This window comes from Microbacterium petrolearium (assembly GCF_054782875.1).
The window spans coordinates 58,648-82,934 of sequence record NZ_BAAGRQ010000003.1; the positions used below are offsets into that span (position 1 = coordinate 58,648).

Genomic DNA, 24,287 nt, shown 5'->3' on the forward strand with positions numbered 1-24,287 from the left:
GCGATGACCGAGTCCGCAGGCGCCAAGGTCCGCCCGTCTGCTCGCGATCCGCGCTCGCATCCTGGACATCCTGGTGGACCGGGGGTTCATGAGCGCAGAACTCGCGGAGCAGGGGAAGGCCATGCCGCTGGGAAGGCTTCACATGCTGGACCCCGAGCTGGCGGAGGCCGAGCGCAACGGCAAGTGAACCGGCCCGATATGCAGCAGAGCGCCGCCCCTTCGGGACGGCGCTCTGCTGGTTGTGGAGCCTAGGAGATTCGAACTCCTGACATCCTGCTTGCAAAGCAGGCGCTCTACCAACTGAGCTAAGGCCCCGAGAAGAGGTACGTGGTGGGGCTACCAGGACTTGAACCTGGGACCTCTTCATTATCAGTGAAGCGCTCTAACCGCCTGAGCTATAGCCCCGTTGTGACCGGCTCGCGCCGTCAACCTTCAAGAGTTTACTCGATGGCTCGCGTTCCCGCGAATCGGCGCGAGCGCCCGGTCAGTTCGAGGTGAAGCCCACGAGCAGGCCGCCCGTGATCTTCACCGCGAGGTTGTAGATGCCCGCCAGTACCGCGCCCAGCACCGTGACGATGATGAGGTTCAGGATGGCGATGACGACCGCGAAGGCCATCACCTGGGGCAGGCCGATGACCGCGGCGATCGAGATGCTGCCGTCGGTGAAGCTGACGAAGAACTCGTCGAGCTGCGCGATGAGGCCGGTGGTCTCGACCACGAGGTAGCTCAGCAGGAACGACACGAGGGTGACGATCGCGACGGCGACCGCCGCCAGGAACGACATCTTGATGGCCGACCAGAAGTCGATGTAGACCAGGCGCAGGCGCACCTGCTTGGCCTTGGGCTTGCGCGAGGACTTCTTGGCGAGCTTGTCGGCTACGGTCGTCATGCGTCGGTGCTCTCTTCGGGGGTCTTGGGAGCGGTGCTCTCTTCGTCGTCGGCGACCTCTTCGGCCTCGCCGTCGTCACCCAGTCCCCGCTCGCTGTTGCGCGCGATGGCCAGGATCCGGTCGTCCTTGTCGGGCCGTGCGAACAGCACGCCCATCGTGTCTCGGCCCTTCGCGGGGACCTCGGCAACGGCCGAGCGTACCACCTTGCCCTTGGCGAGGACCACGAGCACCTCGTCCTCCTCGTCGACGATCAGGCCGCCCGCGAGGGTTCCCCGCTCGTCGTTCAGCTTGAGCGCCTTGATGCCCAGTCCGCCGCGGCCCTGCACGCGGTACTCGTCGATCGAGGTGCGCTTGGCGTAGCCGCCGTCGGTCACGACGAACACGAACGTGCCCGGCCGGGCGACGCCCGCCGTGAGGAGGTCGTCGTCGGCCCGGAACGACATGCCCTTCACGCCGCTCGTCGAGCGGCCCATCGGGCGCAGCGCCTCGTCGGTGGCCGAGAACCGCAGCGACATGCCCTTTCGGCTGAGCAGCAGGATGTCGTCGTCCTGGTTCACGAGCATCGCCGAGACGAGCTCGTCGCCCTCGCGGAGGTTGATGGCGATGATGCCCCCCTGGCGGTTCGAGTCGTAGTCGGCCAGGCGCGACTTCTTCACGAGACCCGAGCGGGTGGCGAGCACGAGGTACTCGGCGGCGTCGTACTCGCGCAGCTCGATGACCTGCGCGATCTGCTCCTCGGGCTGCAGCGCGAGCAGGTTCGCCACGTGCAGGCCCTTGGCGTCGCGGCCGGCCTCGGGCACCTCGTACGCCTTGATGCGGTAGACCCGGCCCTTGGTCGTGAAGAACAGCAGCCAGTGGTGCGTCGTCGTCACGAAGAAGTGCTCCACGACGTCGTCGGCCCGCAGCTGCGCCCCGCGCACGCCCTTGCCGCCGCGGCGCTGCGAGCGGTAGTTGTCGCTGCGCGTGCGCTTGATGTAGCCGTCGCGGGTGATCGTGACGACCATCTCCTCCTCCGCGATGAGGTCCTCGATCGACACGTCGCCGTCGAAGCCGGGGAGGATCTGCGTGCGACGCTCGTCGCCGAAGCGGTCGACGATCGCCGTGAGCTCGGTCTTGATGATGTCGCGCTGGCGCATCTCGTCGGCGATGATCGCCTTGAAGTCCGCGATCTGCGCCTCGAGCTCCTGCGCCTCGTCGACGATCTTCTGCCGCTCGAGCGCCGCGAGGCGGCGCAGCTGCATCGCGAGGATCGCGTCGGCCTGCAGGTCGTCGATGTCGAGCAGCGACTTCAGGCCTGTGCGGGCGTCGTCGACCGTGGGCGAGCGGCGGATGAGCGCGATGACCTCGTCGAGCGCGTCGAGCGCCTTGAGGTAGCCGCGCAGGATGTGCATGCGCTCCTCGGCCTTGCGCAGGCGGAAGTGCGTGCGGCGCACGATCACGTCGAGCTGGTGGGTGATCCACAGCGTGATGAACGCGTCGAGCGGCAGCGTGCGGGGCACGCCGTCGACGATCGCGAGCATGTTCGCGCCGAAGTTCTCCTGCAGCGAGGTGTGCTTGTAGAGGTTGTTCAGCACGACCTTCGCCACGGCGTCGCGCTTGAGCACGACGACCAGGCGCTGACCGGTGCGGCTCGAGCTCTCGTCGCGGATGTCGGCGATGCCCGTCACACGGCCCTCGCGGGCGAGCTCGCCGATCTTCACGGCGAGGTTGTCGGGGTTGACCTGGTACGGCAGCTCGGTGATGACGAGGCAGGTGCGGCCCTGGATCTCCTCGATCTCGACGACCGCGCGCATCGTGATCGATCCGCGGCCGGTGCGGTACGCCTCGTGGATGCCCTTGTTCCCGAGGATCTGCGCGCCGGTCGGGAAGTCGGGTCCCGGGATGCGCTGGATGAGACCGGCGAGCAGCTCCTCGCGCGGCAGCTGCGGGTTGTCGAGCACCCACAGGGCGCCGGCGGCCACCTCGCGCAGGTTGTGCGGCGGGATGTTGGTCGCCATGCCGACGGCGATGCCGACCGAGCCGTTCACGAGCAGGTTCGGGAACCGCGCCGGCAGGACGGACGGCTCCTGGGTCTGGCCGTCGTAGTTGTCCTCGAAGTCGACGGTCTCCTCTTCGATGTCGCGCACCATCTCGAGCGCGAGCGGAGCCATCTTCGTCTCGGTGTAACGCGGGGCCGCCGCGCCCTGGTTGCCCGGCGAGCCGAAGTTGCCCTGACCGAGCGCGAGCGGGTAGCGCATCGACCACGGCTGGACGAGGCGGACGAGGGTGTCGTAGATCGCGCTGTCGCCGTGCGGGTGGTACTGACCCATCACCTCGCCGACGACGCGCGTGCACTTCGAGAACGACTTGTCGGGCCGGAAGCCGCCGTCGTACATCGCGTAGATCACGCGACGGTGCACGGGCTTGAGGCCGTCGCGCACATCGGGCAGCGCGCGCCCGATGATCACGCTCATCGCGTAGTCGAGGTAGCTGCGCTGCATCTCCGACTGCAGATCGACCTGGTCGATGCGGCCGTGGTTGTGATCCGCGTTGATGTCGGGGCGCTCTTCGTCTGCCATGTCCGTCTTTCCCTACGTCTGGTTCCGCTGTCCGTGTCGACTCAGATGTCGAGGAACCGGACGTCCTTCGCGTTGCGCTGGATGAAGCTGCGGCGGGACTCGACGTCCTCGCCCATCAGCACGGAGAAGATCTCGTCGGCCGCGGCCGCGTCGTCGATGGTGACCTGACGCAGCGTGCGCGTCTCGGGATCCATCGTCGTCTCCCACAGCTCGCTGTCGTTCATCTCGCCGAGACCCTTGTACCGCTGCAGGCCGGCGTCCTTGGGCAGGCGCTTGCCGTTCGCGAGGCCCTCCTTCAGCAGCGCGTCGCGCTCGCGGTCCGAGTACACGTACTCGTGCGGCGCGTTCGACCACTTCAGGCGGTACAGCGGCGGCATCGCGAGGTAGACGTAGCCGGCGTCGATGAGGCCGCGCATGTACCGGAACAGCAGCGTGAGCAGCAGCGTCGTGATGTGCTGGCCGTCGACGTCGGCATCGGTCATCAGCACGATCTTGTGATAGCGCGCCTTCTCGATGTCGAACTCCGGCCCGATGCCCGTGCCGAAGGCCTGGATCATCGCCTGCACCTCGCGGTTGCCGAGGGCCTTGTCGATGCGAGCGCGCTCGACGTTCAGGATCTTGCCGCGCAGGGCCAGGATCGCCTGGGTGCGCGGATCGCGGCCGCCGACAGCCGATCCGCCGGCGGAGTCTCCCTCGACGAGGAAGATCTCGGAGATCGACGGGTCCTTGCTCGTGCAGTCCTTGAGCTTGTCGGGCATCGCGGCCGACTCGAACACGCTCTTGCGGCGCGCGGTCTCGCGCGCCTTGCGGGCGGCCAGGCGCGCCGTGGCGGCGTCGATCGCCTTGCGGATGATGTTCTTGGCCTGCTGCGGGTTGCGCTCGAACCAGGCGCCGAGCTCCTCGTTCACCACGCGCTGCACGAAGGCCTTGACCTCGGTGTTGCCGAGCTTCGTCTTGGTCTGACCCTCGAACTGCGGCTCGCTGAGCTTGACGGAGATGACGGCCATGAGGCCCTCGCGGACGTCCTCTCCCGTGAGGTTGTCCTCCTTCTCCTTGAGCAGGTTGTTCGCGCGCGCGTACCGGTTCACGAGGGTGGTCAGCGCGGCGCGGAAGCCCTCCTCGTGCGTGCCGCCCTCGTGCGTGTTGATCATGTTCGCGTAGGTGAACACGTTCTCGCTGTACGAGGTGGTCCACTGCATGGCGACCTCGAGCGAGATGTTCCGCTCGGTGTTCGCCGTCTCGCTCGAGAAGTCGATGACCTCCTCGTGCACGCGCTCGGCCTTGCGCACCTTGCACAGGTACTCGACGTAGTCGACGAGGCCGCGCTCGTAGAGGAAGGTGTCGTGACGCTGCACGAGCTCGGGCGAGCCGTCCTCGAGCTCGTCCTCCTCCATGGCGGCCGGGCGCTCGTCCTTGAAGTCGATCCGCAGGCCCTTGTTCAGGAACGCCGTCTGCTGGAACCGCGTGCGCAGGGTCTCGTAGTCGAAGTCGATCGTCTCGGTGAAGATCTCGGGGTCCGGCCAGAACGTGATCGTCGTGCCGGTCTCGTCGGTCGGCTCGCCCTGTTCCACGGGGCCGAGCGGCGCGCCGCCGTTCGCGAAGGACTGGCGCCACTCGTAGCCGTCGCGCTTGACGACCGCGTCGAGGCGCGTCGAGAGCGCGTTCACGACGGACGATCCGACGCCGTGCAGGCCGCCCGAGACGGCGTATCCGCCGCCGCCGAACTTGCCGCCCGCGTGCAGCACCGTGAGCACGACCTCGAGCGTCGACTTCTTCTCGGTCTTGTGCTCGGCGACCGGGATGCCGCGGCCGTTGTCGACGACCCGGATGCCGCCGTCCTCGAGGATCGTGACCTCGATCGTGTCGCAGTAGCCGGCGAGGGCCTCGTCCACCGAGTTGTCGACGATCTCGTACACCAGGTGGTGCAGGCCGCGGGGGCCGGTCGAGCCGATGTACATGCCGGGGCGCTTGCGCACGGCCTCGAGGCCTTCCAGCACCTGGATGTTGTCGGCGCCGTAGTTCCCCTGGGACGCATCACCCCCGGCGGCAGCGGTGTTCTCGGGCTCGCTCTGAGGGGTGTCCGTCGTCATATGGGGGCGCGCTCCGCATTCCGTGGGTATGGGCACCTCCATCCTAGCCGGGAATCGGTTCTCAACAGCCGCAGACAGGCCCGCAGAGGCCATAACGGGAGCGGGGGCAGGACGCCGATCGTGGTCGGGGGTATTGCGGGCCCTGCCGACGGCTCAGCCGTACGTATCGCGGGGGCCGCGGCCGGGGACGGTGCGCGGGCCCCACTTCCAGGTCGGCGCATCGGGGCCCACGAAGCGCACGTGCTCCACGGCGGCGTCCGGGAAGCGGGTCGTGATCTGGGTCAGGATGTGCGAGCGCATGAACTGCAGGTTCTTGGCCCACGCCGTCGAGTCGCACTGGATCGTGAGGGTGCCGTCGACGAGCGAGGTCGGGGTCGAGTGCTGGGCCGTCTCGGCGCCGGCCACCTCCTCCCATCGCCGCACGAGGTCCTCGCGCGCGAGCTGGCCCGACCAGCCGTGCTGCTTGGACAGCGCGTCGAGCGCGTCGCCCACCGGCTTCGGATCGCGTCCCGGCGTGAACGGCAGGTTCTCGTCGCCCTCCGCGGGCCGGCGTCGCCGGCGGCGCTTGGCGTACTTCGACGGCTCGAGCCCGCGCAGCCGCAGGTAGGTGGCGAGCGTCTCGGGCACCTCGGGGGTCGGCTCACTCATCGCGGTCCTCCCCGGCGGTGAGGGGATGGTCGGCGAGCGCGCCGAGGATGCGCCCGTGCTCGATCCGCACGGCGTTGGCGCGCAGGGGCTCCGGCACATCGGCCGAGACGGCGGCCGTGACGATGACCTGCTCGTAGCCGGCGACGACCCCCGCCAGGCGCGCGCGCCGGTCGGCATCGAGCTCGGCGAAGACGTCGTCGAGGATGAGGATCGGATCGCCGCCCGGCGACTCGGCCCGCAGCAGCTCGGCCGAGGCGAGCCGCAGCGACAGCGCGGCCGACCAGCTCTCGCCGTGCGACGCGTACCCCTTCACGGGCAGGCCGCGCAGCCGCAGCAGCAGGTCGTCGCGGTGGGGGCCGACGAGCGTGAGCCCGCGCTCGAGCTCGAGCGGGCGCTTCGCCTCCAGCGCCGCGCGGAACTGCGCCGCCGTCTCGCCCTCGCCGCCGGCGTCGGCATCCTCCCCGTCCTCGGGGTCGGCTCCGTGGATCGTGAGCGTCCACGACAGCTCGGGGCGATGATCCGCCCCCGCTACGCCCTCGTACGCCGCGGCGACCGGTCCTGACAGATCCTGCGCCAGCCGGATGCGCGCGTCGATGATCTCCGATCCGAGCGAGACGAGCTTGTCGTCCCACACGTCGAGGGTCGTCAGCTGCGCGGCCTTCATGCCCCGCGCCCTGGCCGACTTGAGCAGCGTGGTGCGCTGGCGCAGCGTGCGGTCGTAGTCGGCGAGCACGCCCGCCAGCCGCGGGGTGCGCTGCACGAGCAGCTGATCGGCGAAGCGCCGGCGCTCGGACGGATTGCCCCGCACGATCTGCAGGTCCTCGGGCGCGAAGAGCACGACCTGGGCGTATCGCGGCAGCTCACCGGGGCGTGACGGCGAGCCGCCGATGCGCGCGCGGTTCGATCCCTGCCGGTTGATCTGCAGCTCGAGAACGATGCGGCGGGCGCCGTGGGCGAGGCGGGCGCGGACGAAGGCCGCATCCTCCCCTTCCCGAACCAGCGGCGCATCGGAGGACACCCGGTGCGAGCCGAGCGTGGCGAGGTAGGCGACGGCCTCGGCGAGGTTCGTCTTGCCCTGGCCGTTGCGCCCGACGAGCACGTTCGGGCCGGGCAGCAACTCGAGCTCGGCCGCCGCGTAGTTGCGGAAGTCCTTCAGGCTCAAGTGCTCGATGATCACTCGAAAACCCTAGCTTTCGGGCCCGACAGCGGGCCGAGGCCGTGGCGGACTCAGCGCAACAGCAGGTTCGGCTGCAGCAGGTACTTGAACGAGTCGCTGCCGGCCTGGTCCACCGAGGTCTGGCTCGTGATGAGCACCGGGCTGAGCTTGTTGGCGTTCTCGCTCGAGGTGAACGTGATGCGCGCGAACTCGCTCTTCACGGCGCCGAGCGCCTCGAGGAGGTACTGCGGGTTCAGACCGAGCGTGACATCCTCGCCCTGCAGGTGGGCGTCGACCGACTCGGATGCACGCGCCTGGTCGCCGCCGGAGGCGTCCATCGTCACGGCCGAGGTCGTGAAGGTGAAGCGCAGCGGCGCGGAGCGGTCGAGCACGAGCGAGACGCGGCGCACGGCCTCGGCGAGATCGGCGGTGCTGACCACGGCGTAGTGGTCGGTCTGCTCCGGGAACAGCCGGCGCACCGGGGGGAAGTTGCCCTTGATGAGCAGCGAGGTGACGGTCTTGTTGCCCGACGTGAACGCGATGATCTCGCGGTCGCCCGATCCGCTGAACGCGATGGAGATCTCGCCGCCGTGCGAGAAGGTCTTGCCGACCTCCTGCAGGGTGCGGGCCGGCACGAGCGCGTGCGCCTCGTCCTGGCTGCCGTCCCACTGGATGTCGCTCAGCGCCACGCGGTAGCGGTCGGTCGCCACGAGGCTGAGCTGCGTGCCGGTGACCTCCAGCTGCACGCCCGTGAGCACGGGGGTGACGTCGTCGCGCGAGGCGGCGAAGGCGACCTGCGAGATCGCGGTGCCGAAGTCCTCGGCGGGGACGAGACCGGACTCGCCGGAGACCTCGGGGATCGCGGGGTACTCCTCGACGGGCATCGCCGCGAGGGCGAACCGGGCGGAGCCGCAGGTGAGGGCGATGTTGCCGTCCTCCTCCGTCACCATCTCGATCGGCGCGTTCGGCAGGCGGCTCGCGATGTCCGAGAGCAGGCGGCCGTGGACCAGGATCGTGCCGGGCTCGTCGACCGTCGCCTCGATCGTCGTGCGCGCCGACGCCTCGTAGTCGAACGCCGACAGCGCGAGCGAGCCGTCCTCGGATGCCTCGATGAGCACGCCGGCGAGGATCGGCTGAGGGTTCCGCTGAGGCAGGAGCTTGACGACGAACGACACGGCCTCGCTGAAGACATCACGGTTCACGTGGAACTTCACAGGTGGATCCCCTCGTATCGCCACGGTTCCCTATCCGTGGGGAATCCCATGCTAGTGCCCACCGGCAGACGCCGTGTTGCGCCGGCTCGTCCGGTGAAGGTCATCGGATCGCGCACAAGGAAGAGATGTTCTTTCTTGGTATTCACTGCTGTGGATAATGTGGATAACTGTGTGGATGCCTGTCGCGCGTAGGGAACTACATCCGTGTGAGATGTGGGTCGGCTGCGGATGAGCGGTGAGGGAATCTCGTCCTCCGGCGGTCGCGGTCACAGGCCGGTCCACATCCGCACCGCGTGTCGCTCACAGGCCGCAGGGCGTGTCTCAACAGTTATCCACAGGCTGTCCACACTGGGGAAAGAGATTTATAGGGGTCGCCGACGCGCACTGTCAAGGACGAGTTCAGGAATACGTCGCATTCCGAACGCCCCATCCGGTGAACGAGGGGTGACGGGAACCGGATCAGCGGCGGCTGAGCTGCGTGGTGATCTCGCTGACCTGGTTGTAGATGGAGCGGCGCTCCTTCATGAGGTCGGCGATCTTGCGGCACGCGTAGATGACCGTGGTGTGGTCGCGGCCGCCGAACAGCTGCCCGATCTTCGGCAGCGAGAGGTTGGTGCGCTCGCGGCACAGGTACATCGCGATCTGGCGGGCCTGGGCGACGGCCTGCGACCGGCTGGAGCCGTAGAGGTCGTCGACGGTGAGCTTGAAGTACTCGGCGGTCATCGTGATGATGTCGGTCGGCGAGACGACGTTGTCCTCGGCCTGATCCACGATGTCGCGCAGCACGGTCTGGGCCAGCGGCACGTCGACGTCGGAGCGGTTGAGGCTCGCGAACGCCGAGACGCGGATGAGGGCGCCCTCGAGCTCGCGGATGTTGGTGGAGACGTTCTTCGCGATGTACTCGACCACGTCGTCGGGGATGTGCAGACGCTCGGACTGCGCCTTCTTGCGCAGGATCGCGATGCGGGTCTCGAGGTCGGGTGCCTGCACATCGGTGATGAGGCCCCACTCGAAGCGGCTGCGCATCCGATCCTCGAAGCCGGTCAGCAGGCGCGGCGCGACGTCGCTCGTGATGACCACCTGCTTGTCGTGGTCGTGCAGCGTGTTGAAGGTGTGGAAGAACGCCTCCTGCGTCTCGGCGCGACCCTGCAGGAACTGGATGTCGTCGATGAGCAGGATGTCGACCTCGCGGTAGCGCGCATTGAAGGCGGCGCCGCGGTTGTTCGCGATCGAGTTGATGAAGTCGTTCGTGAACTCCTCGCTCGACACGTACCGCACGCGCACCCCGCTGTAGAGGTTGAGCGCGTAGTCGCCGATGGCGTGCAGCAGGTGCGTCTTGCCGAGGCCGGAGTCGCCGTAGATGAAGAGCGGGTTGTACGCCTTGGCCGGTGCCTCGGCCACCGCCACCGCGGCCGCGTGCGCGAACCGGTTCGACTGGCCGATGACGAAGTTGTCGAAGGTGTAACGGGGGTTCAGCCGCGTCTCGCCCCGGGCCGCGCTGCCGCCGCCGGTGCTCTCGGTGGGATTCTCGGCGATCGGGCGCTGTGCGGCCTCGACCGCGATCGGGACCGGCTCCGGCACGTAGGGCTGGTCGCCGATGTCGGGGTTCACGACCACCCGGAAGGTGTGGACATCGCCGCCGACGGCCGCGAGGGCGTCCATGATCGGGGCGCGCATGCGCTTGTTGATCTGCGCCGCCGTGAGGTCGTTGGGCACCTCGACGTACACGGTGCCGCCCATCACTCCCTGCGGGACGGCGAGGTGCAGGAAGCCCCACATCGGGGCGCTTATCCGGTCGTCCGTCTCGAGCTGCGCCAGCACGGCCGCCCACACCGGAACGTCCGGCACCTCCTGCGTCGACATGTCCCCCCCTCGTGGATGAGCGCGTCACGACGATCCTGCCGCGCACGCATCGGGTCGCGGGGCGCGGCCCCGTCCTGTGGATAACTCTCCACAGGCTAGCCAGGACGCGCGGGGACGGCAAACCCTCGTGCGTGTCCTGCCCGGGGATCGCGCGGACTGTGGAGATACTGTCAGGTTGCCGGGCCATTTGCGCCGGGCAGCGGGGGCGACGTAGTCTATGTCGGTTGACTTATGCCCTTTCGAGGGCGCTGTTCCGACTGTCCCCGGGGAAACCGGTGACGCATCCTCCGGAGTGATTTTCCATGAGCAAGCGCACGTTCCAGCCCAACAACCGTCGTCGCGCCAAGAAGCACGGTTTCCGCGCCCGCATGCGCACCCGCGCCGGCCGCGCGATCCTCGCCGCCCGCCGCGGCAAGGGCCGCACCGAGCTCTCGGCGTAAGGCCGACGGCACGGCGTCACGGCAGTCCAGCGTGCTCGCGCGGCCGAATCGCCTGACCCGCGGGATCGACTATCGATCGGTCTCCCGTCGGGGGGCGCGGTGCGCGGGCGCGCATGTGGTGACGCACGCGGTGCTGACGGACGAGGCGCGCCCGGCGCGCTTCGGCTTCATCATCACGAAGGCCGTGGGCGGCGCGGTGGTGCGCAACACCGTGCGGCGGCGGCTGAAGGCCGTCTGCGCGGAGGCGCTGCCCGACGTACGGGAGGGCGCGGATGTCATCATCCGCGCCCTCCCGTCGTCTGCCGACGCCTCGTTCGCCGAGCTGCGCGCCGAGGTGCGACGTTGCCTGCAGCGACGGTCGGTGCTGACCGCCGGCCGACGGGAGGCGTCGCGGTGAGCGTGCTCCCCGCCAGCTCCTACGGCACCGCGCGCCTCGATCCGCGCGACGCGCTCCAGGCGATTCCGCTCGCGCCGCGCAATCTCGGTGTGGCGCTGCTGATCGCGTATCGCGCGACGATCTCGAGGCTGTACGGCGATGTGTGCCGGTACTTCCCCTCCTGCTCCGCGTATGCCGTGGGCGCCGTGCAGCAGCACGGCCTCGTGAGAGGATCGGGGATGGCGCTCGCGCGCATCGCCCGGTGCCACCCATGGGCGGCCGGCGGCGTCGATGACGTGCGGCCCCACTCGAACTTCCGCTTTGACCTGACCCCCCGCGGCTTCGTGGTGCCGCGCCGAAAGGACTGATCCGTGGACTTCTTCGGAACCCTCCTCTTCCCCATCCGCTGGGTGATCGAGGCGATCCTGGTCGGCTGGCACTGGCTGTTCACCGCGGTCGGCATGGACTCGGCCGGCGGCCTCACCTGGGTGCTGTCGATCCTCGGCGTGGTCGTCATCGTGCGACTGCTGATCTTCCCGCTCACGATCCGCCAGATCAAGAGCCAGCGGAAGATGATGGAGATCGCGCCGGAGATGCGCAAGATCCAGGAGAAGTACAAGGGCAAGCGCGACCAGCTTTCCCGCGAGGCGATGAGCCGCGAGACGATGGATCTGTACAAGAAGCACGGCACCTCGCCGGTGGGCGGCTGCCTGCCGATCCTCATCCAGATGCCGATCTTCTTCTCGCTGTACTGGACGCTGTTCGACATCAAGACGTGGGCGGCGAACGACAGCTCGGGCCGCAACTCGTGGCTGTTCACGCCGGAGCGGGTGCACGAGTTCAACGATGCGTCGCTGTTCGACGTCGCGCCGCTGCACATGACGCTGATCGACCACTTCAACGCGTCGCCGGTGTCGGTGGCCGCGATCGTGCTGCTGATCATCCTCGTCGCGCTCATGATCGCGACACAGTTCTTCACGCAGCTGCAGATCGTGTCGAAGAACCTCTCGCCCGAGGCCAAGACAGGTCAGGCGTACCAGATGCAGCGCATCATGCTGTACATCATCCCCTTCGCGATGATCTTCTCCGGCGTGGCGTTCCCGCTCGGCGTCGTGACCTACTGGTTCTTCAACAACCTCTGGACCATGGGGCAGCAGTTCCTCGTGATCCGCTCGATGCCGACGCCCGGTTCTGAAGCGGCCAAGGCCCGCGAGGAGCGCCTGGCGCGCAAGGGCAAGGCACTGAACTCTCAGGGCAAGGTCGTGTCGATGGAGGAGTACGAGCGCGAGCAGGAGGAGCTGCTGCGGCAGGCCGAGCTCGAGCGGCAGCAGCGTGCCAAGCGTCAGCAGCCGATGAGCAAGCAGCGCGCGAAGAAGCAGGCGCAGAAGCAGCCGAAGCCGGGCAATGGTCAGCCCGACCCTGGCGCCCCCGCGCCGTCCGGATCCGACTCCTGACCGCACGAGGACGATGATGAACACCACTCCCCTGCCCAGCGCTGGCATGCCCGGCGCCGAAGAGCCGACCGAGGCCGAGCTGGAGCGCGAGGGCGACGTCGCGGCCGATTTCCTCGAGGGCCTGCTCGACATCGCCGACATCGACGGCGACCTCACGCTCGACGTCCGCCAGAGTCGCGCGTACGTGTCGGTGGAGTCGGAGGACGAGTCGCTGCGCCGACTCGCCGCCCCCGACACCGTGCAGGCGTTGCAGGAGCTGACGCGCCTTGCGGTGCAGAGCGAGACCGGACGGTTCTCGCGGCTGATCCTCGACATCGGCGGATCGCGCGAGACGCGCCAGCGCCAGCTGGAGCGACTCGTCGACGCCGCGGTGGCGAAGCTGGACGAGGGCGCGTCGCAGGCGTCGCTCCCCGCCATGTCGTCGTACGAGCGCAAGCTCGTGCACGATGTCGTCGCGGCGCGTGGGCTGATCTCCGAGTCGTACGGCGAGGGCGCGGATCGGCACACCGTCATCCGTCGTCGCTGAGCCCGTCGCGGAACGAGGAGCGTTCATGACCGATCCGTCCGTTCCCCCCGTCGAGGCGGAGCCGGCCGAGGCCGCCGCGCTGTTCGGTGATCGCATCGGGCTGGCGCGCGCCTATGCCGATGCGCTCGTCGCGCATGGCGAGGAGCGCGGGCTGATCGGGCCGCAGGAGCTGCCCCGACTGTGGACGAGGCACCTGCTGAACTGCGCGATCGCCGCTCCCCTGTTCCCGTCCCGCGGGCGCGTGGGCGACGTCGGCTCGGGCGCCGGGCTCCCGGGGATCGTGCTGGCGATCGCCCGTCCGGATGTGACGTGGGAGCTGATCGAGCCGATGGAGCGCCGCGTGGCCTGGCTCGAGGAGCAGGTGGCGAGCCTCGGCCTGGCGAACGTGGCGGTGCATCGGGCGCGCGCGGAAGAGGCCGGTCTGGAGGGGCTGCTCGATGCCGCGACGGCGCGGGCCGTGTCGGCGCTGCGGATCCTCATCCCGTGGACCGCTCCCCTGGTCCGCGACGGCGGAGAGCTCATTCTGCTCAAGGGCCGCAACGCCGAGAACGAGATCGAGGCGGCGGCGAAGCAGATTCGGAAGTTCACGCTGAGCGAGGTTCGCGTGGAGGTCCTCGGTGAGGGTCTGCTCGCCGAGGAGACCCGCGTGGTCCGGGCTCGCGTCCGCGCTTGACGTTTCACGTGAAACGCGGCGGCTGCCGCTTGCGGTTTGAGATGTTTCACGTGAAACGCCAGTCGGAACGTGGCGCGTCTGCTGGTTGCGGGTCTCGCTGAGCCGAGCGAACGCGCCATCCAAGCCACAAGGTGGCTCGCGGCATTCGACCAGCGCCGCGGATGTTTCACGTGAAACCTCCCGGCCGACCGACACCATCGCTCAGAAACCGAGGGCCGCACTCCATCGGCCGCTGACGGGTGCGCCGGAGGCGTGGAGTCCCAATCGCCACTCCCCTTCTGACCGCTCGCGCGCTCGCTCAGCCCGTCATCGTTGCCGAGGCCGCGCGTGCCTCGGGCGAGAAGCGGAGTTGCTGTGGTCGCTTCATCTTCGGCCGCTGGCGCAGCCTTCGTTCAGCAGCCGGGGGTCTCTCCGGCCGGTTGAACCTCTTGGTTGCTGAACGGAGCGGCCGGAGGCCGCGAAGATGGAGCGACCACCGCAACCGGTCGTCGACCGAGCGAAGCGATCGGAGACGGCTTGAGCGAGCGAAGCGAGTCGAAAGCATCGCCCGCGCCCTCGGCCTCGACTCGCTTCGCTCGCTCGGCCCGTCTCCGCTCCGCGCCCTGCGGGCGCTCCGGTCGACGAGCGGTGTTGCTCTGGTCGCTTCAGCTGCGCTCGCTCTGTTCAGCAACCGTGCGTTGCACTTCATCGGTTGCTAAGCGGAGCGGCCGGAGGCCGCGGAGATGAAGCGATCACCGCACCCGGTCGTCGACCGAGCGCAGCGAGCGGAGACGGCTTGAGCGGAGGCCGCGCAGCGCCCGGAGTCGAAAGCAAGGCCTGCACCCTCGGCCTCGGCTCGCTGCGCTCGCTCGGCCGGTCTCCGCTCCGGCGGCTCTGCGCCTCTGGTCGACGAACGACGTTGCCCTGGTCGCTTCATCTGCGCTCACTCTGTTCAGCAACCGTGGGGTTGAACTCATCGGTTGCTGAACGGAGCGGCGCAGCCGCGGAGATGAAGCGACCACCGCAACCGGTCGTCGACCGAGCGAACAGAGCGGAGGTGGCTTGAGCGAGCGAAGCGAGTCCAAAACAAGGCCTGCGCCGTCGGCGTCGGCTCGCTGCGCTCGCTCGGCCCGTCTCCGCTCCGGCGCTTCGCGCCTCCGGTCGACGAGCGGGAGTTGCTGTGGTCGCTTCATCTCCGGCCGCTGGCGCGGCACTCGTTCAGCAACCGTGGGGTCGCACCCGATCGGTTGCACTCATCGGTTGCTGAACGGAGCGCCGCAGGCGCGGAGATGAAGCGACCACCGCAGCCGGTCGTCGACCGAGCGGAGCGAGCGGAGACGGCTTGAGCGAGCGAAGCGAGTCGAAAGCAAGGCCTGCGCCGTCGGCGTCGGCTCGCTGCGCTCGCTCGGCCCGTCTCCGCTCCGGCGCTTCGCGCCTCTCTGGTCGGTTGAACCTCTCGGTTGCTGAACGGATCGGCGAAGCCGCGGAGATGAAGCGACCGCCACAACCGTGCTCGACACGCGCTCACGCGCCAGCGCCCGCGCCGTGCGATGTTTCACGTGAAACAGACGCAGGGGGATCGCGGGGGCCGAGTGGTCGAGCGCGCCCTCAAGGTGCAGGAGGTGGAGACGACCCCGATCGCCGGCACCGGACGGGCGGCCTCGACCCGTTCACTCAGACCATCCGCGCTCCCGGGCCCCGGGGGTGGCTCGGCTCTCGCTCAGCAACTGCGCCGTCACGCCCGCGCGGCCACGGGACGGAGCGAACACCACAACCGGGCTCGACACCTGCTCGCGAGCCAGCGCCCGCGAGGTGGAGAGGATCCCGATCGCCAGCACCGGACGGGCGACCTCGACCCGTTCACTCGATCCATCTGCACCCCCGAGTCCCGGAGGCTCGATCAGCGACCGCGCCGCCACGCCCACGCGGCCGCGCGACGCAGCGCGAACGTGCGGAACGACGCGGCCAGCCGGCGTTTCACGTGAAACGCCCCCGAGTCCCCGATCCGTCGTCTCGGACGCTCACGGGTGCGCGTGGAACGAGATCGCTCGGCATTTGATTGAAGCGACACACACCCGGCCGCCGGCGTAACCGTCCGCGCGCTCGCAGTTTCACGTGAAACATCACGCGCCACGGCGGTCGGCCGAAGTTCCTGTCGGGCCCGCGGGTTAGAGTGGAACCTGCCCGCCGGAAGCGAAGCGAAAGAGTGTGTTTCACGTGAAACAGTCCGAGAACGAGAGCTCCTTCTCGCTTCCCGACGACACCCCGCTCGCCCGCGAGCTCGCGGATCTCAGCGCGCGCAGGAAGCGTCTCGCGCAGGCGGAGGTCACGTTCACGGGCGAGACCCGGATCATGACCGTGTCGAACCAGAAGGGCGGCGTCGGGAAGACGACGACCACGGTCAACGTCGCCGCGGCGATCGCGACCCTGGGCGGTCGCGTGCTCGTCATCGATCTCGACCCCCAGGGCAACGCGTCCACGGCCCTCGGCGTGCCGCACACGGCCGATGTCCCGAGCGTCTACGACGTCCTCATCGACGAGTTCCCGATCGCGGATGTCATTCAGCAGAGCCCGGAGCACGAGAACCTGTTCTGCGTGCCCAGCACGATCCACCTGGCCGGTGCGGAGATCGAGCTCGTCTCCCAGGTGGCGCGAGAGCACCGGCTGAAGACGGCGCTCGACGACTTCCTCGAGCACGCGGAGACCCCGTTCGACTTCATCCTGATCGACTGCCCGCCCTCGCTCGGCCTGCTCACGATCAACGCGTTCACGGCCGCCGACGAGGTGTTCCTGCCGATCCAGGCGGAGTACTACGCGCTCGAGGGCCTCAGTCAGCTACTGGGGAACATCCGCATGATCCAGAAGCACCTGAACCCGCGGATCCACGTCTCGACGATCCTGCTGACCATGTACGACCAGCGCACCAAGCTCTCGCAGCAGGTGGCCGATGAGGTTCGCCAGCACTTCCCCACCGAGGTGCTGAACACGCTCATCCCGCGCTCGGTGCGCGTCTCCGAGGCGCCGAGCTTCGGGCAGACCGTCATCACCTACGACGGCGGCTCCGCCGGCGCCGTGGCCTACCGGGAGGCCGCACTCGAGATCGTGACCCGTGGCGCGCGACGCACGGAAGAAGGGACATCCTGATGGCGAAGCGAACGGGTCTGGGCCGAGGCATCGGCGCCCTCATCCCCACCTCCGAGTCGACGAACACCCGCCCGGTGGACGTCTTCTTCCCGGGTGGCAGCAAGACCAAGAAGGACGCCCCGGTCGAGGCGGCCGCCGAGGAGGCGCCCGCGCCCGAGCCGGAGGCCGACCTCGTTGCGGTGCCCGGCGCGCGACTCGTCCAGATCGACCCGCACGCCATCGTGCCGAACCCGCGTCAGCCGCGCACGCACTTCGACCCCGACGACCTCGCGGAGCTCGTGCACAGCGTCCGAGAGTTCGGCGTGCTGCAGCCGGTGGTCGTGCGGGACAAGGGCGACGGCACCTACGAGCTCATCATGGGAGAGCGCCGCACCCGTGCCTCGCGCGAGGCGGGCCTCGAGACGATCCCGGCGATCGTGCGCGACACATCGGACGAGGACCTGCTGCGCGACGCGCTGCTCGAGAACCTGCACCGCTCTCAGCTGAACCCCCTCGAGGAGGCGTCGGCCTACCAGCAGCTGCTCGAGGACTTCGGCATCACGCAGGACGAGCTGGCCAAGCGGATCGGGCGCTCGCGCCCGCAGATCAGCAATACCATCCGTCTGCTGCGCCTGCCCGTACCCGTGCAGCAGCGCGTGGCGGCGGGCGTGCTCAGTGCCGGCCACGCGCGTGCCATGCTCTCGCTCGACGATCCCGAGGCGATGCAGCGTCTGGCCGACAAGGTGGTGAACGAGGACCTCTCCGTGCGCGCCGCCGAGGCTGCCGCGAAGGCGATGGCGGCGGGATCGGAGAAGAACGATCCGAAGCCCAAGCCGAAGGCGGGAGCCCGCCGCGCGTATCTCGACGACGTCGCCTCGCGCCTGGGCGATCGGCTCAACACGCGCGTCCGGATCAGTCTCGGCGCCAGAAAAGGCCAGGTCACCATCGATTTCGCATCGATCCAGGACCTGAACCGGATCCTCGCGGAGATCGGCGAGGAATCGTACGGCGAGTAGGCGAGGAATCCGCGCCCGAGTCCGGAGGCGCCCTCGGCGCGCTGCGGGTATGGGCAGTGGTACCCCTCGCGGTGCTCGGTCGGCGGCCCTAGGCTCGCGAACATGAGCGATCAGAACCGCGGCGACCAGAACCGCGACGAGCAGCCCGCGTCCATTCCGACACCCGAGCCCGTCGTCGATTCACCGTTCGACGCGATCCCCCCGGCCGCACCCGGATCTGTGCCGCCCCCGGCCGCACCCCGCGCGCCCGGCTCGGGCGACCACGCCACGCCGCCCGTCGTTCCTCCCGCGGCCGCCGCGTCCCACGCGAACCCCGGCGGATACCCGGGCCACCCCGGCGCCGCGCCGGACGCCCCCTCCCCCGCGCCGGCTCAGCCTCCGTACTCCGGCACGCCCCAGCCGTACCCGGGTTCTGGTCCTGCGCAGCCCGGCGGATACCCGGGCGCATACCCGGCGCCGGGATACCCGGGGCAGCCGTACGGGTCGGCCCCCGTCCCGCCGGCCGGACGACCGCGCCAGGTGACGACCGCCTGCATCCTCGCGTGGGTGATCGCCGGGCTCGGGCTGTTCAGCGTCGTCGCCGCGCTGCTCCTGCTGGTGCAGTACCCCGGGATCGACGGCGCCTTCCTGTTCGGCGCCCTGGTGATCCCGGTGCTCGTGATCATCGGGCTCGCGGTCTTCGCGTTCTTCACCTGGCAGGGGAAGGGCTGGGCGCGCATCGCCCTCACGGTGGTCTTCGCGCTCAATGCCATCAGCGCACTGTCCAACATCGGCAACGGACAGCCGCAGTCGCTCCTGGGCCTCGTGCTGAGCGTCGGCTCCATCGTGCTGCTGTGGCTGCCGGCGAGCAACGCCTGGTTCCGCGCGAAGCGCTCCGCAGCCTGACGGCTGCGGCCGGACCGATTCGGTGTGCCGGCGACGGCCCGCCGGCTGTTGCGCAGGGCCGGGGCGTGTCAAGGGGGTATCGGGCGTCGCGGGCCGGCGCGAGGGTGGATGACGTACGCCCAGGCCGGCGTGCGAATCGTCTAGGAGGAGGCAGAGATGACCGATCCGAACACCACCGATCCGCGCGAACCCGCCGAGCAGCCGCCGGCTCAGCAGCAGGGGTCGCAGCCGGGGCACACCGGCGAGATGGCTCCCACCCCCGATCACGGCGAGAACGAGTGGCAGGGTCGTGAGCGCCTGGTGGGGCGCAAGGCCCTCATCACCGGTGGTGACTCCGGGATCGGGCGCGCCGTGGCGATCGCCTATGCGCGCGAGGGCGCGGACGTGGCGATCGCGTACCTGCCGGAGGAGGAGCAGGACGCGCAGGACACGGAGCGGCTGGTCCGGGAGGCGGGGCGCACCTGCGCGCTTTTCCCGCTCGATGTGCGCAGCGAGCAGTCCTGCATCGATCTCGTCGCGGGCGCGGTCGAGCAGCTGGGGGGGCTCGACATCCTCATTCCGAACGCGGCATATCAGAAGCAGCGCGATGGGATCGAGAGCCTGCAGCTCTCCGAGATCGAGCGCGTCTTCGCGACGAACATGACGAGCGCGCTCCTGCTGGCCCGAGAGGCCGTACCCCACATGTCGGCGGGGGCATCGATCATCACGACGACGTCGATCCAGGCGGCCGAGCCGTCGCCGGGGCTGCTCGACTACGCGATGACGAAGGCGGCGCTCGTCGCCTTCACGAAGGGCCTCGCGCAGGAGCTCGGCCCCAAGGGGATCCGCGTGAACGCGGTGGCACCGGGGCCGATCTGGACGCCGCTCATCCCCGCCACGGGATTCCCCGACGACAAGGTCGAGAGCTTCGGCAAGGACACGCCTCTCGGCCGGCCCGGCCAGCCGAGCGAGCTCGCGGGGGCGTACGTCTATCTCGCAAGCGACGAGGCGTCGTATGTCTCGGGCGCCGTCATCCCCGTCACGGGGGGAAAGGGGTTCTGAGATGCCGAACCCGAGCATCAAGGACGAGGAGCTCTACGAGAAGCTGCGCGACGAGGGCAACTCGAAGGAGAAGGCCGCGCGCATCGCGAACGCCGCCGCCCGCGACGGCCGCGAGAAGGTGGGTGAGCGCGGCGGCGAGGCCGAGAACTACGAGGAGCGCACGGTCGACGAGCTGCGCGACCGCGCGAAGGAGCTGGGCATCGAGGGCACCTCGAAGCTGAAGAAGGACGAACTGATCGACCGCCTCCGGCGGCACTGACCGGCCGGGCGCGGTGCGGGTCCGGAGCCCGTCCAGCCCCCGCGCCTTAGGCTGGATTGATGGACGACGAGCACTCGGCACCGCGCCGGCGCGCCAGCGTGGAGCTGCTGCGCGCCGAGGCGGGCGACGAGCTCGCGGCCCTCGTGCACGAGCGGCTGCGGGCCGGCGAGGACCCGTGGGAGTTCATGGAGGACCTGCCGACGGTCGACGAGCTGGTCGTCTTCACCCTGCGCGCGGAGCACATCCAGGCCGATGGCGGGCTGCGTCCCACGCGGGCGCGCAATCAGCGCCTGTTGCGCCAGATCGCGGCCGAGTACCCCGAGCTCACACGGGCGGTGTGGCGGCTCATCGGGCAGGAGAACACGCACCGCCGCTGGGACGCCGTCGTGCGGGTGATCGACAGGGCGTGAACCGAGAGACGAAGAGACCCCGGTGCCGACTGGCGACCGGGGTCACTTCGTTGCGGGGCTGATCAGCTCAGGTACTGCGCGAGGTCCTGCTCGAGGGCGAACTTCGGCTTCGCGCCGATGATCGTCGTGGCGACCTCGCCGCCCTGGAACACCTTCATGGCGGGGATCGAGGTGATCTGGTACTTCATCGCCAGATCCGGGTTCTCGTCCACGTTCAGCTTCAGCACGGTGATCTTGTCGGGGTGCTCGGCCTGGATCTCGTCGAGCACGGGCGAGACCATGCGGCACGGGCCGCACCACTCGGCCCAGAAGTCGACGAGCACGGGGCCGTCGGCCTGCAGCACGTCCTGCTCGAAGGTGGCCGAGGTGGTTGCCTTGGCGGTCATGTCGTTCTCCCTTGTCTTCGGATCTGTCGGTGTCAACGCGGCGGCGCGCCGCGCATTCCCGTGTCAGACGGTGGCGATCTGCTCCAGCGCCTCGGCATTGTCGAGATCCTCCTGCGCGGCGAGGTAGTGCTCCGCGTCGAGGGCCGCGACGGTGCCCGATCCGGCGGCCGTGACGGCCTGGCGGTACGTGGGGTCGATGACGTCGCCGGCGGCGAAGACGCCCTCGACCGAGGTGCGCGACGAGCGCCCGTCGACGGCGACGGTGCCCTCGGCCGTGAGGTCGAGCTTGCCGTGCACGAGGTGTACGCGCGGGTCCGATCCGATCGCGACGAACATGCCGTCGAGCGGGAGCTCCAGCTGCTCGCCGGTGGTGAGGTCGCGCAGCAGCGCGCCCGTGAGGCCGGAGGCGCCGAGCATCTCGACGACCTCGGTGTTCCAGATGAACTCGATCTTGTCGTTCGCGAACGCGCGGTCCTGCAGCGCCTTGGAGGCGCGCAGCTCGCCGCGGCGGTGGATGACGATCACCTTCGAGGCGAACTTCGTGAGGAACGTCGCCTCCTCGAGCGCCGAGTCCCCGCCGCCGACGACGGCGACCGTCTTGTCGCGGAAGAAGAAGCCGTCGCACGTGGCGCACCACGAGACGCCGTGGCCGGAGAGGGCCTCCTCGCCGGGGACGCCGAGCTTGCGGTAGGCCGATCCGGTCGCGAAGATCAGCGCGCGGGCCTCCTCGACCTTGCCGCTGCCGAGCGTCACGCGCTTGACGGGGCCGTCGAGGTCGAGCTCGGTCGCGTCGTCGTAGGCGATCTCGGCGCCGAACTTCTCGGCCTGCTCCTGCATCTTGGCCATGAGGTCGGGGCCCATGACGCCCTCGGGGAAGCCGGGGAAGTTCTCGACCTCGGTGGTCTGCATGAGGTCGCCGCCCACCTCCACCGAGCTGGCGATGACGAGCGGCTTGAGGTTCGCACGCGCCGCGTAGATGGCGGCCGTGAACCCGGCCGGACCCGATCCGATGATGATGAGCTGTCGCACGCGCGCCTCCTGTGTTCGCCGACCTCAACCCATACTAGCCGCGGGGTATTCCGCGCGGCTGAGGATCGCGGTGCTAGTCACGCCCGGCAGCGGCCGCGCGGCGACGACGGCGGCGGACCGTTCGGATCGTGCCGAGCACGGCCAGACCGGCCACGAGGACGCCGAGGACGATCATCGCGGCGCGCTCCCAGTCCGCCCGCACGGTGACGTCGATGGCCTGCGGCGCGCCGACCGCGACCCCCGTCGGGCTCTGCAGCGACAGCGAGATGCGCACCTGGCCGTTGCCGATGCCCGCCTCCACGGGAACGCGAACGCGCGTGTTCTGGGACGGCGCGGCCTCCACCGTGGTCGTCTCCTGCACGGCGACGCGCGGATTGTCGGGCTGGGCGTGCAGGGTGACGGTGACGGGGTACGGCAGATCGTTGCGGATCCACACCGGCAGCGGCGCCTCGGAGCTGAGCAGCTGCACGTCGCTCGGCGGCACGATGCCGACCGCGCCGCCGAGGGCGGTGATCGACTCGCGCTCGGCCGCCACGGCGGCCTCCCAGGCGTCCGGGTGCGCGCTCCACGGTGTGCCCAGCAGCTGCAGCGTCTCGGCGCGTGCGCGGGCGGTGAGGAGCGTGGGGTCGTTCAGGATGCTGCCGAGCTGCGTCAGCCGATCCTCGCGGCCGCGCATCTCGTTCGCGGCGGCCACGCGCGCCGCATCGGGGCCGGGACCCGTGACGTCCACGGGGACGGGGGCGGCGGCGAGCAGCGCCGCGAGCGTCAGCGGGGCGAAGGAGCTCGCGGTCGCCACCGCATCCGACACGGCCTCCGCGGGGCGCGGGGACGGGTCGCGGTCGAGGCGGTCGTCGCCGGCGTCCACGCCGCCCTGCCGCTCGAGCGCGACGAGCAGGGTGCCGCCGACCTCTCCCGCGGCGAGCCAGAGGGAGGCGCGCGCGGCGGCGAGGGCCTCCTCCCGTGCGCGCTCGTCCTCGAGCGCGGCCGCCGCCGACAGCAGCTCCGACGCCGCGGCGTCGTACACGAGGGCTCCGTCGGCGCGGGGCGGGACCGGTGCCCCGTCCGCCCCGGCGGCCGTGGCGGTGGAGGGCACGAGCGAGGCGCTGCCGGCATCGCGCAGCGCGGCGACCGTGGCGGCGTCGACCGCGGCCGGATCGGGCCAGCCCACCGCGGCGGGATCGCCGCCGATCGACAGCAGCTCCTCGAGGTCGAGCGAGCCGGGGTCGGGCGCCGCCGACGCCGTCGGGCTGGGCGTGGGCGTGGGGGTGGGTTCGCCGGTCGGCTCCGGGGACGGCTGGGGCGCCGGCTCCCCCGCCCCCGGCAGGTACGGCGCGAGGGAGAGGGGGGCGAGCGGATCGCCGAATCCGGCGGCGATCTGGACGGCGGGATCGGCGTCGCCGAACCCGAGGGCGAAGCGCTCGTTCGGCAGCGACTCGAGGCGCTCGAGCCACGTGATGGCCGACGCCGGCGCCGAGGAGCCGAGCGCGCGGATGGCAGCGGGGATGGCGGGGTCGACGGCCAGCACCGCCTGCGTGCCCGCCACGGCCTCGAGCTGCGTCGTGAGCGAGCCGCCCGCGACCGTGAGCTGCGCGAGCTGCTCGCTCGTCAGCAGTCCGCGATCCGTGGCGGGGGCCGTGAGCGGGACGACGACGGCGATCGACGGGCGCGTGCCGCCCTCCACGAGCACGAGCGCGTCGTCCTCGAGACGCTGCCCCCCTCCCGAGAGCGCGGCGCGGAGCGGATAGACGCCGGGCGCACGCGCGGTCGTGCGCTCGTCCTCTCGAAGCGTGATCGTCTGCGACGCGCCCGGCGCCGTCACCCCCGCCTCCGCGGTGTCGAGGTCGACGAGGCGCGCGGACGAGGATCCGTCCAGCCAGGCCTCCAGCGCGGCGCGATCCGGCAGCGGCTGGTCGCCGATGCGAAGCGTCACGGTTCCCGCCGGGACGGCGGCGAGGCCCAGCGGGCTCTCGATCGAGGCGGTCGCCGCGACCTCGTCCTCGCCGCCGATCGTGCCGGCCGACGGCGTGAGGGTCAGCCGCGCGCGCTGCTCGTCGTCGTCCTCGCCGGTTCCGGCCGTCGGGGTGGGCGTGGGCGAGAGGGTGGCGGCGTCGACCAGGCGCGCGTCGGCGGCGGCGGGCCCGGCGAGCCCGGCCGTCAGGAGCGCGGCGAGCACCGCGGGGAGGGTGGCGAGGAATCGCCGCCTGCGCGCGGTCGTGCTGGAGGGGCGACGGGGTGCGGACATGCCGGAACCATCCTACGAACGCGCCTGGGC

The 24,287-nt window shown here is 70.0% G+C and carries 22 protein-coding genes and 2 tRNA genes; 12 read left to right on the forward strand and 12 right to left on the reverse strand.

The features are described 5' to 3' along the window. Window positions 1-242: 242 nt before the first annotated feature. From ACYVJ0_RS03635 to dnaA, 9 genes are all read right to left on the reverse strand, one after another. Window positions 243-315, reverse strand: a tRNA-Ala gene (locus ACYVJ0_RS03635). Window positions 316-328: 13 nt separating this feature from the next. Beyond that, window positions 329-405 (reverse strand) — tRNA-Ile (locus ACYVJ0_RS03640). 79 nt (window positions 406-484) lie between these two features. Continuing rightward, on the reverse strand, window positions 485-889 hold the full coding sequence (locus ACYVJ0_RS03645; RefSeq protein WP_460816061.1) for a DUF3566 domain-containing protein: 405 nt from the start codon (window positions 887-889) through the stop codon (window positions 485-487). Further along, window positions 886-3,447: a DNA gyrase subunit A gene (gene gyrA / locus ACYVJ0_RS03650; protein WP_460816063.1), complete on the reverse strand. Its 2,562-nt coding sequence runs from the start codon at window positions 3,445-3,447 to the stop codon at window positions 886-888. The genes ACYVJ0_RS03645 and gyrA overlap by 4 nt, the downstream gene beginning before the upstream one ends. Before the next feature lie 41 nt (window positions 3,448-3,488). Further along, complete coding sequence (gene gyrB / locus ACYVJ0_RS03655) at window positions 3,489-5,537, reverse strand: DNA topoisomerase (ATP-hydrolyzing) subunit B (RefSeq protein ID WP_449852969.1); 2,049 nt, start codon at window positions 5,535-5,537, stop codon at window positions 3,489-3,491. A gap of 153 nt (window positions 5,538-5,690) precedes the next feature. After that, on the reverse strand, window positions 5,691-6,185 hold the full coding sequence (locus ACYVJ0_RS03660; protein ID WP_460816065.1) for a DciA family protein: 495 nt from the start codon (window positions 6,183-6,185) through the stop codon (window positions 5,691-5,693). Beyond that, a complete protein-coding gene (gene recF, locus ACYVJ0_RS03665) occupies window positions 6,178-7,362 on the reverse strand; it encodes a DNA replication/repair protein RecF (protein WP_460816066.1) in 1,185 nt (394 codons plus the stop codon). Before recF ends, ACYVJ0_RS03660 begins: the two co-directional genes overlap by 8 nt. A gap of 50 nt (window positions 7,363-7,412) precedes the next feature. After that, window positions 7,413-8,555 (reverse strand): DNA polymerase III subunit beta, encoded by a 1,143-nt coding sequence (dnaN, locus tag ACYVJ0_RS03670; protein WP_449852966.1) that lies wholly within the window; start codon window positions 8,553-8,555, stop codon window positions 7,413-7,415. A 459-nt stretch (window positions 8,556-9,014) separates the two neighbouring features. Next, the gene (gene dnaA / locus ACYVJ0_RS03675; RefSeq protein WP_460816068.1) at window positions 9,015-10,418 is read right to left on the reverse strand and encodes a chromosomal replication initiator protein DnaA; all 1,404 of its coding nucleotides are present in this window, start codon (window positions 10,416-10,418) and stop codon (window positions 9,015-9,017) included. A 302-nt stretch (window positions 10,419-10,720) separates the two neighbouring features. Here dnaA and rpmH point away from each other — a divergent pair, with 302 nt between their 5' ends. The 12 genes from rpmH (at window position 10,721) to ACYVJ0_RS03735 (ending at window position 20,600) form a co-directional block, all read left to right on the forward strand. After that, entirely contained in the window at window positions 10,721-10,858 is a 138-nt protein-coding gene (rpmH, locus tag ACYVJ0_RS03680) for a 50S ribosomal protein L34 (protein ID WP_043595303.1), read from the forward strand. 31 nt (window positions 10,859-10,889) lie between these two features. After that, entirely contained in the window at window positions 10,890-11,255 is a 366-nt protein-coding gene (gene rnpA / locus ACYVJ0_RS03685; protein WP_460816070.1) for a ribonuclease P protein component, read from the forward strand. Continuing rightward, window positions 11,252-11,602, forward strand: a complete 351-nt coding sequence (yidD, locus tag ACYVJ0_RS03690; RefSeq protein ID WP_460816071.1) for a membrane protein insertion efficiency factor YidD — start codon at window positions 11,252-11,254, stop codon at window positions 11,600-11,602. The genes rnpA and yidD overlap by 4 nt, the downstream gene beginning before the upstream one ends. Before the next feature lie 3 nt (window positions 11,603-11,605). Beyond that, window positions 11,606-12,688 carry a membrane protein insertase YidC gene (gene yidC, locus ACYVJ0_RS03695; RefSeq protein ID WP_460816072.1) on the forward strand — a complete coding sequence of 361 codons (1,083 nt, stop codon included), beginning with the start codon at window positions 11,606-11,608 and terminating at the stop codon, window positions 12,686-12,688. A gap of 13 nt (window positions 12,689-12,701) precedes the next feature. Continuing rightward, complete coding sequence (locus ACYVJ0_RS03700) at window positions 12,702-13,214, forward strand: Jag family protein (RefSeq protein WP_460816074.1); 513 nt, start codon at window positions 12,702-12,704, stop codon at window positions 13,212-13,214. 25 nt (window positions 13,215-13,239) lie between these two features. After that, on the forward strand, window positions 13,240-13,887 hold the full coding sequence (gene rsmG / locus ACYVJ0_RS03705) for a 16S rRNA (guanine(527)-N(7))-methyltransferase RsmG (protein ID WP_460816076.1): 648 nt from the start codon (window positions 13,240-13,242) through the stop codon (window positions 13,885-13,887). A 2,196-nt stretch (window positions 13,888-16,083) separates the two neighbouring features. Continuing rightward, window positions 16,084-17,010 (forward strand): ParA family protein, encoded by a 927-nt coding sequence (locus ACYVJ0_RS03710; RefSeq protein ID WP_460816077.1) that lies wholly within the window; start codon window positions 16,084-16,086, stop codon window positions 17,008-17,010. After that, window positions 17,010-18,005 (forward strand): ParB/RepB/Spo0J family partition protein, encoded by a 996-nt coding sequence (locus ACYVJ0_RS03715; protein WP_449852958.1) that lies wholly within the window; start codon window positions 17,010-17,012, stop codon window positions 18,003-18,005. The genes ACYVJ0_RS03710 and ACYVJ0_RS03715 overlap by 1 nt, the downstream gene beginning before the upstream one ends. Before the next feature lie 102 nt (window positions 18,006-18,107). Further along, a complete protein-coding gene (locus ACYVJ0_RS03720) occupies window positions 18,108-18,890 on the forward strand; it encodes a hypothetical protein (protein ID WP_460816079.1) in 783 nt (260 codons plus the stop codon). A gap of 156 nt (window positions 18,891-19,046) precedes the next feature. Continuing rightward, on the forward strand, window positions 19,047-19,931 hold the full coding sequence (locus ACYVJ0_RS03725) for an SDR family oxidoreductase (protein ID WP_449852956.1): 885 nt from the start codon (window positions 19,047-19,049) through the stop codon (window positions 19,929-19,931). Between the two features lies 1 nt (window position 19,932). Next, window positions 19,933-20,190 carry a DUF7218 family protein gene (locus ACYVJ0_RS03730; protein ID WP_449852955.1) on the forward strand — a complete coding sequence of 86 codons (258 nt, stop codon included), beginning with the start codon at window positions 19,933-19,935 and terminating at the stop codon, window positions 20,188-20,190. Between the two features lie 59 nt (window positions 20,191-20,249). After that, window positions 20,250-20,600, forward strand: a complete 351-nt coding sequence (locus ACYVJ0_RS03735) for a tryptophan synthase subunit alpha (protein WP_449852954.1) — start codon at window positions 20,250-20,252, stop codon at window positions 20,598-20,600. Window positions 20,601-20,662: 62 nt separating this feature from the next. Here ACYVJ0_RS03735 and trxA read toward each other — a convergent pair whose 3' ends face one another. The 3 genes from trxA to ACYVJ0_RS03750 all read right to left on the reverse strand — a co-directional run bounded on the left by trxA (window position 20,663) and on the right by ACYVJ0_RS03750 (window position 24,257). Beyond that, window positions 20,663-21,022, reverse strand: a complete 360-nt coding sequence (gene trxA / locus ACYVJ0_RS03740) for a thioredoxin (RefSeq protein ID WP_449852953.1) — start codon at window positions 21,020-21,022, stop codon at window positions 20,663-20,665. A gap of 27 nt (window positions 21,023-21,049) precedes the next feature. Continuing rightward, window positions 21,050-22,015 carry a thioredoxin-disulfide reductase gene (trxB, locus tag ACYVJ0_RS03745; protein WP_449852952.1) on the reverse strand — a complete coding sequence of 322 codons (966 nt, stop codon included), beginning with the start codon at window positions 22,013-22,015 and terminating at the stop codon, window positions 21,050-21,052. A 73-nt stretch (window positions 22,016-22,088) separates the two neighbouring features. Continuing rightward, on the reverse strand, window positions 22,089-24,257 hold the full coding sequence (locus ACYVJ0_RS03750) for a DUF6049 family protein (RefSeq protein WP_460816082.1): 2,169 nt from the start codon (window positions 24,255-24,257) through the stop codon (window positions 22,089-22,091). Window positions 24,258-24,287 lie beyond the last annotated feature (30 nt).

Excerpts from the sequence above, each read along its gene's own strand:
- ACYVJ0_RS03645 (WP_460816061.1), bottom strand. The coding sequence starts at position 889 with ATGACGACCGTAGCCGACAAGCTCGCCAAGAAGTCCTCGCGCAAGCCC.
- gyrA (WP_460816063.1), bottom strand. The coding sequence starts at position 3,447 with ATGGCAGACGAAGAGCGCCCCGACATCAACGCGGATCACAACCACGGC.
- gyrB (WP_449852969.1), bottom strand. The coding sequence starts at position 5,537 with ATGACGACGGACACCCCTCAGAGCGAGCCCGAGAACACCGCTGCCGCC.
- ACYVJ0_RS03660 (WP_460816065.1), bottom strand. The coding sequence starts at position 6,185 with ATGAGTGAGCCGACCCCCGAGGTGCCCGAGACGCTCGCCACCTACCTG.
- dnaA (WP_460816068.1), bottom strand. The coding sequence starts at position 10,418 with ATGTCGACGCAGGAGGTGCCGGACGTTCCGGTGTGGGCGGCCGTGCTG.
- rpmH (WP_043595303.1), top strand. The coding sequence starts at position 10,721 with ATGAGCAAGCGCACGTTCCAGCCCAACAACCGTCGTCGCGCCAAGAAG.
- ACYVJ0_RS03700 (WP_460816074.1), top strand. The coding sequence starts at position 12,702 with ATGATGAACACCACTCCCCTGCCCAGCGCTGGCATGCCCGGCGCCGAA.
- rsmG (WP_460816076.1), top strand. The coding sequence starts at position 13,240 with ATGACCGATCCGTCCGTTCCCCCCGTCGAGGCGGAGCCGGCCGAGGCC.
- ACYVJ0_RS03715 (WP_449852958.1), top strand. The coding sequence starts at position 17,010 with ATGGCGAAGCGAACGGGTCTGGGCCGAGGCATCGGCGCCCTCATCCCC.
- ACYVJ0_RS03720 (WP_460816079.1), top strand. The coding sequence starts at position 18,108 with ATGAGCGATCAGAACCGCGGCGACCAGAACCGCGACGAGCAGCCCGCG.
- ACYVJ0_RS03725 (WP_449852956.1), top strand. The coding sequence starts at position 19,047 with ATGACCGATCCGAACACCACCGATCCGCGCGAACCCGCCGAGCAGCCG.
- ACYVJ0_RS03730 (WP_449852955.1), top strand. The coding sequence starts at position 19,933 with ATGCCGAACCCGAGCATCAAGGACGAGGAGCTCTACGAGAAGCTGCGC.
- ACYVJ0_RS03735 (WP_449852954.1), top strand. The coding sequence starts at position 20,250 with ATGGACGACGAGCACTCGGCACCGCGCCGGCGCGCCAGCGTGGAGCTG.
- ACYVJ0_RS03750 (WP_460816082.1), bottom strand. The coding sequence starts at position 24,257 with ATGTCCGCACCCCGTCGCCCCTCCAGCACGACCGCGCGCAGGCGGCGA.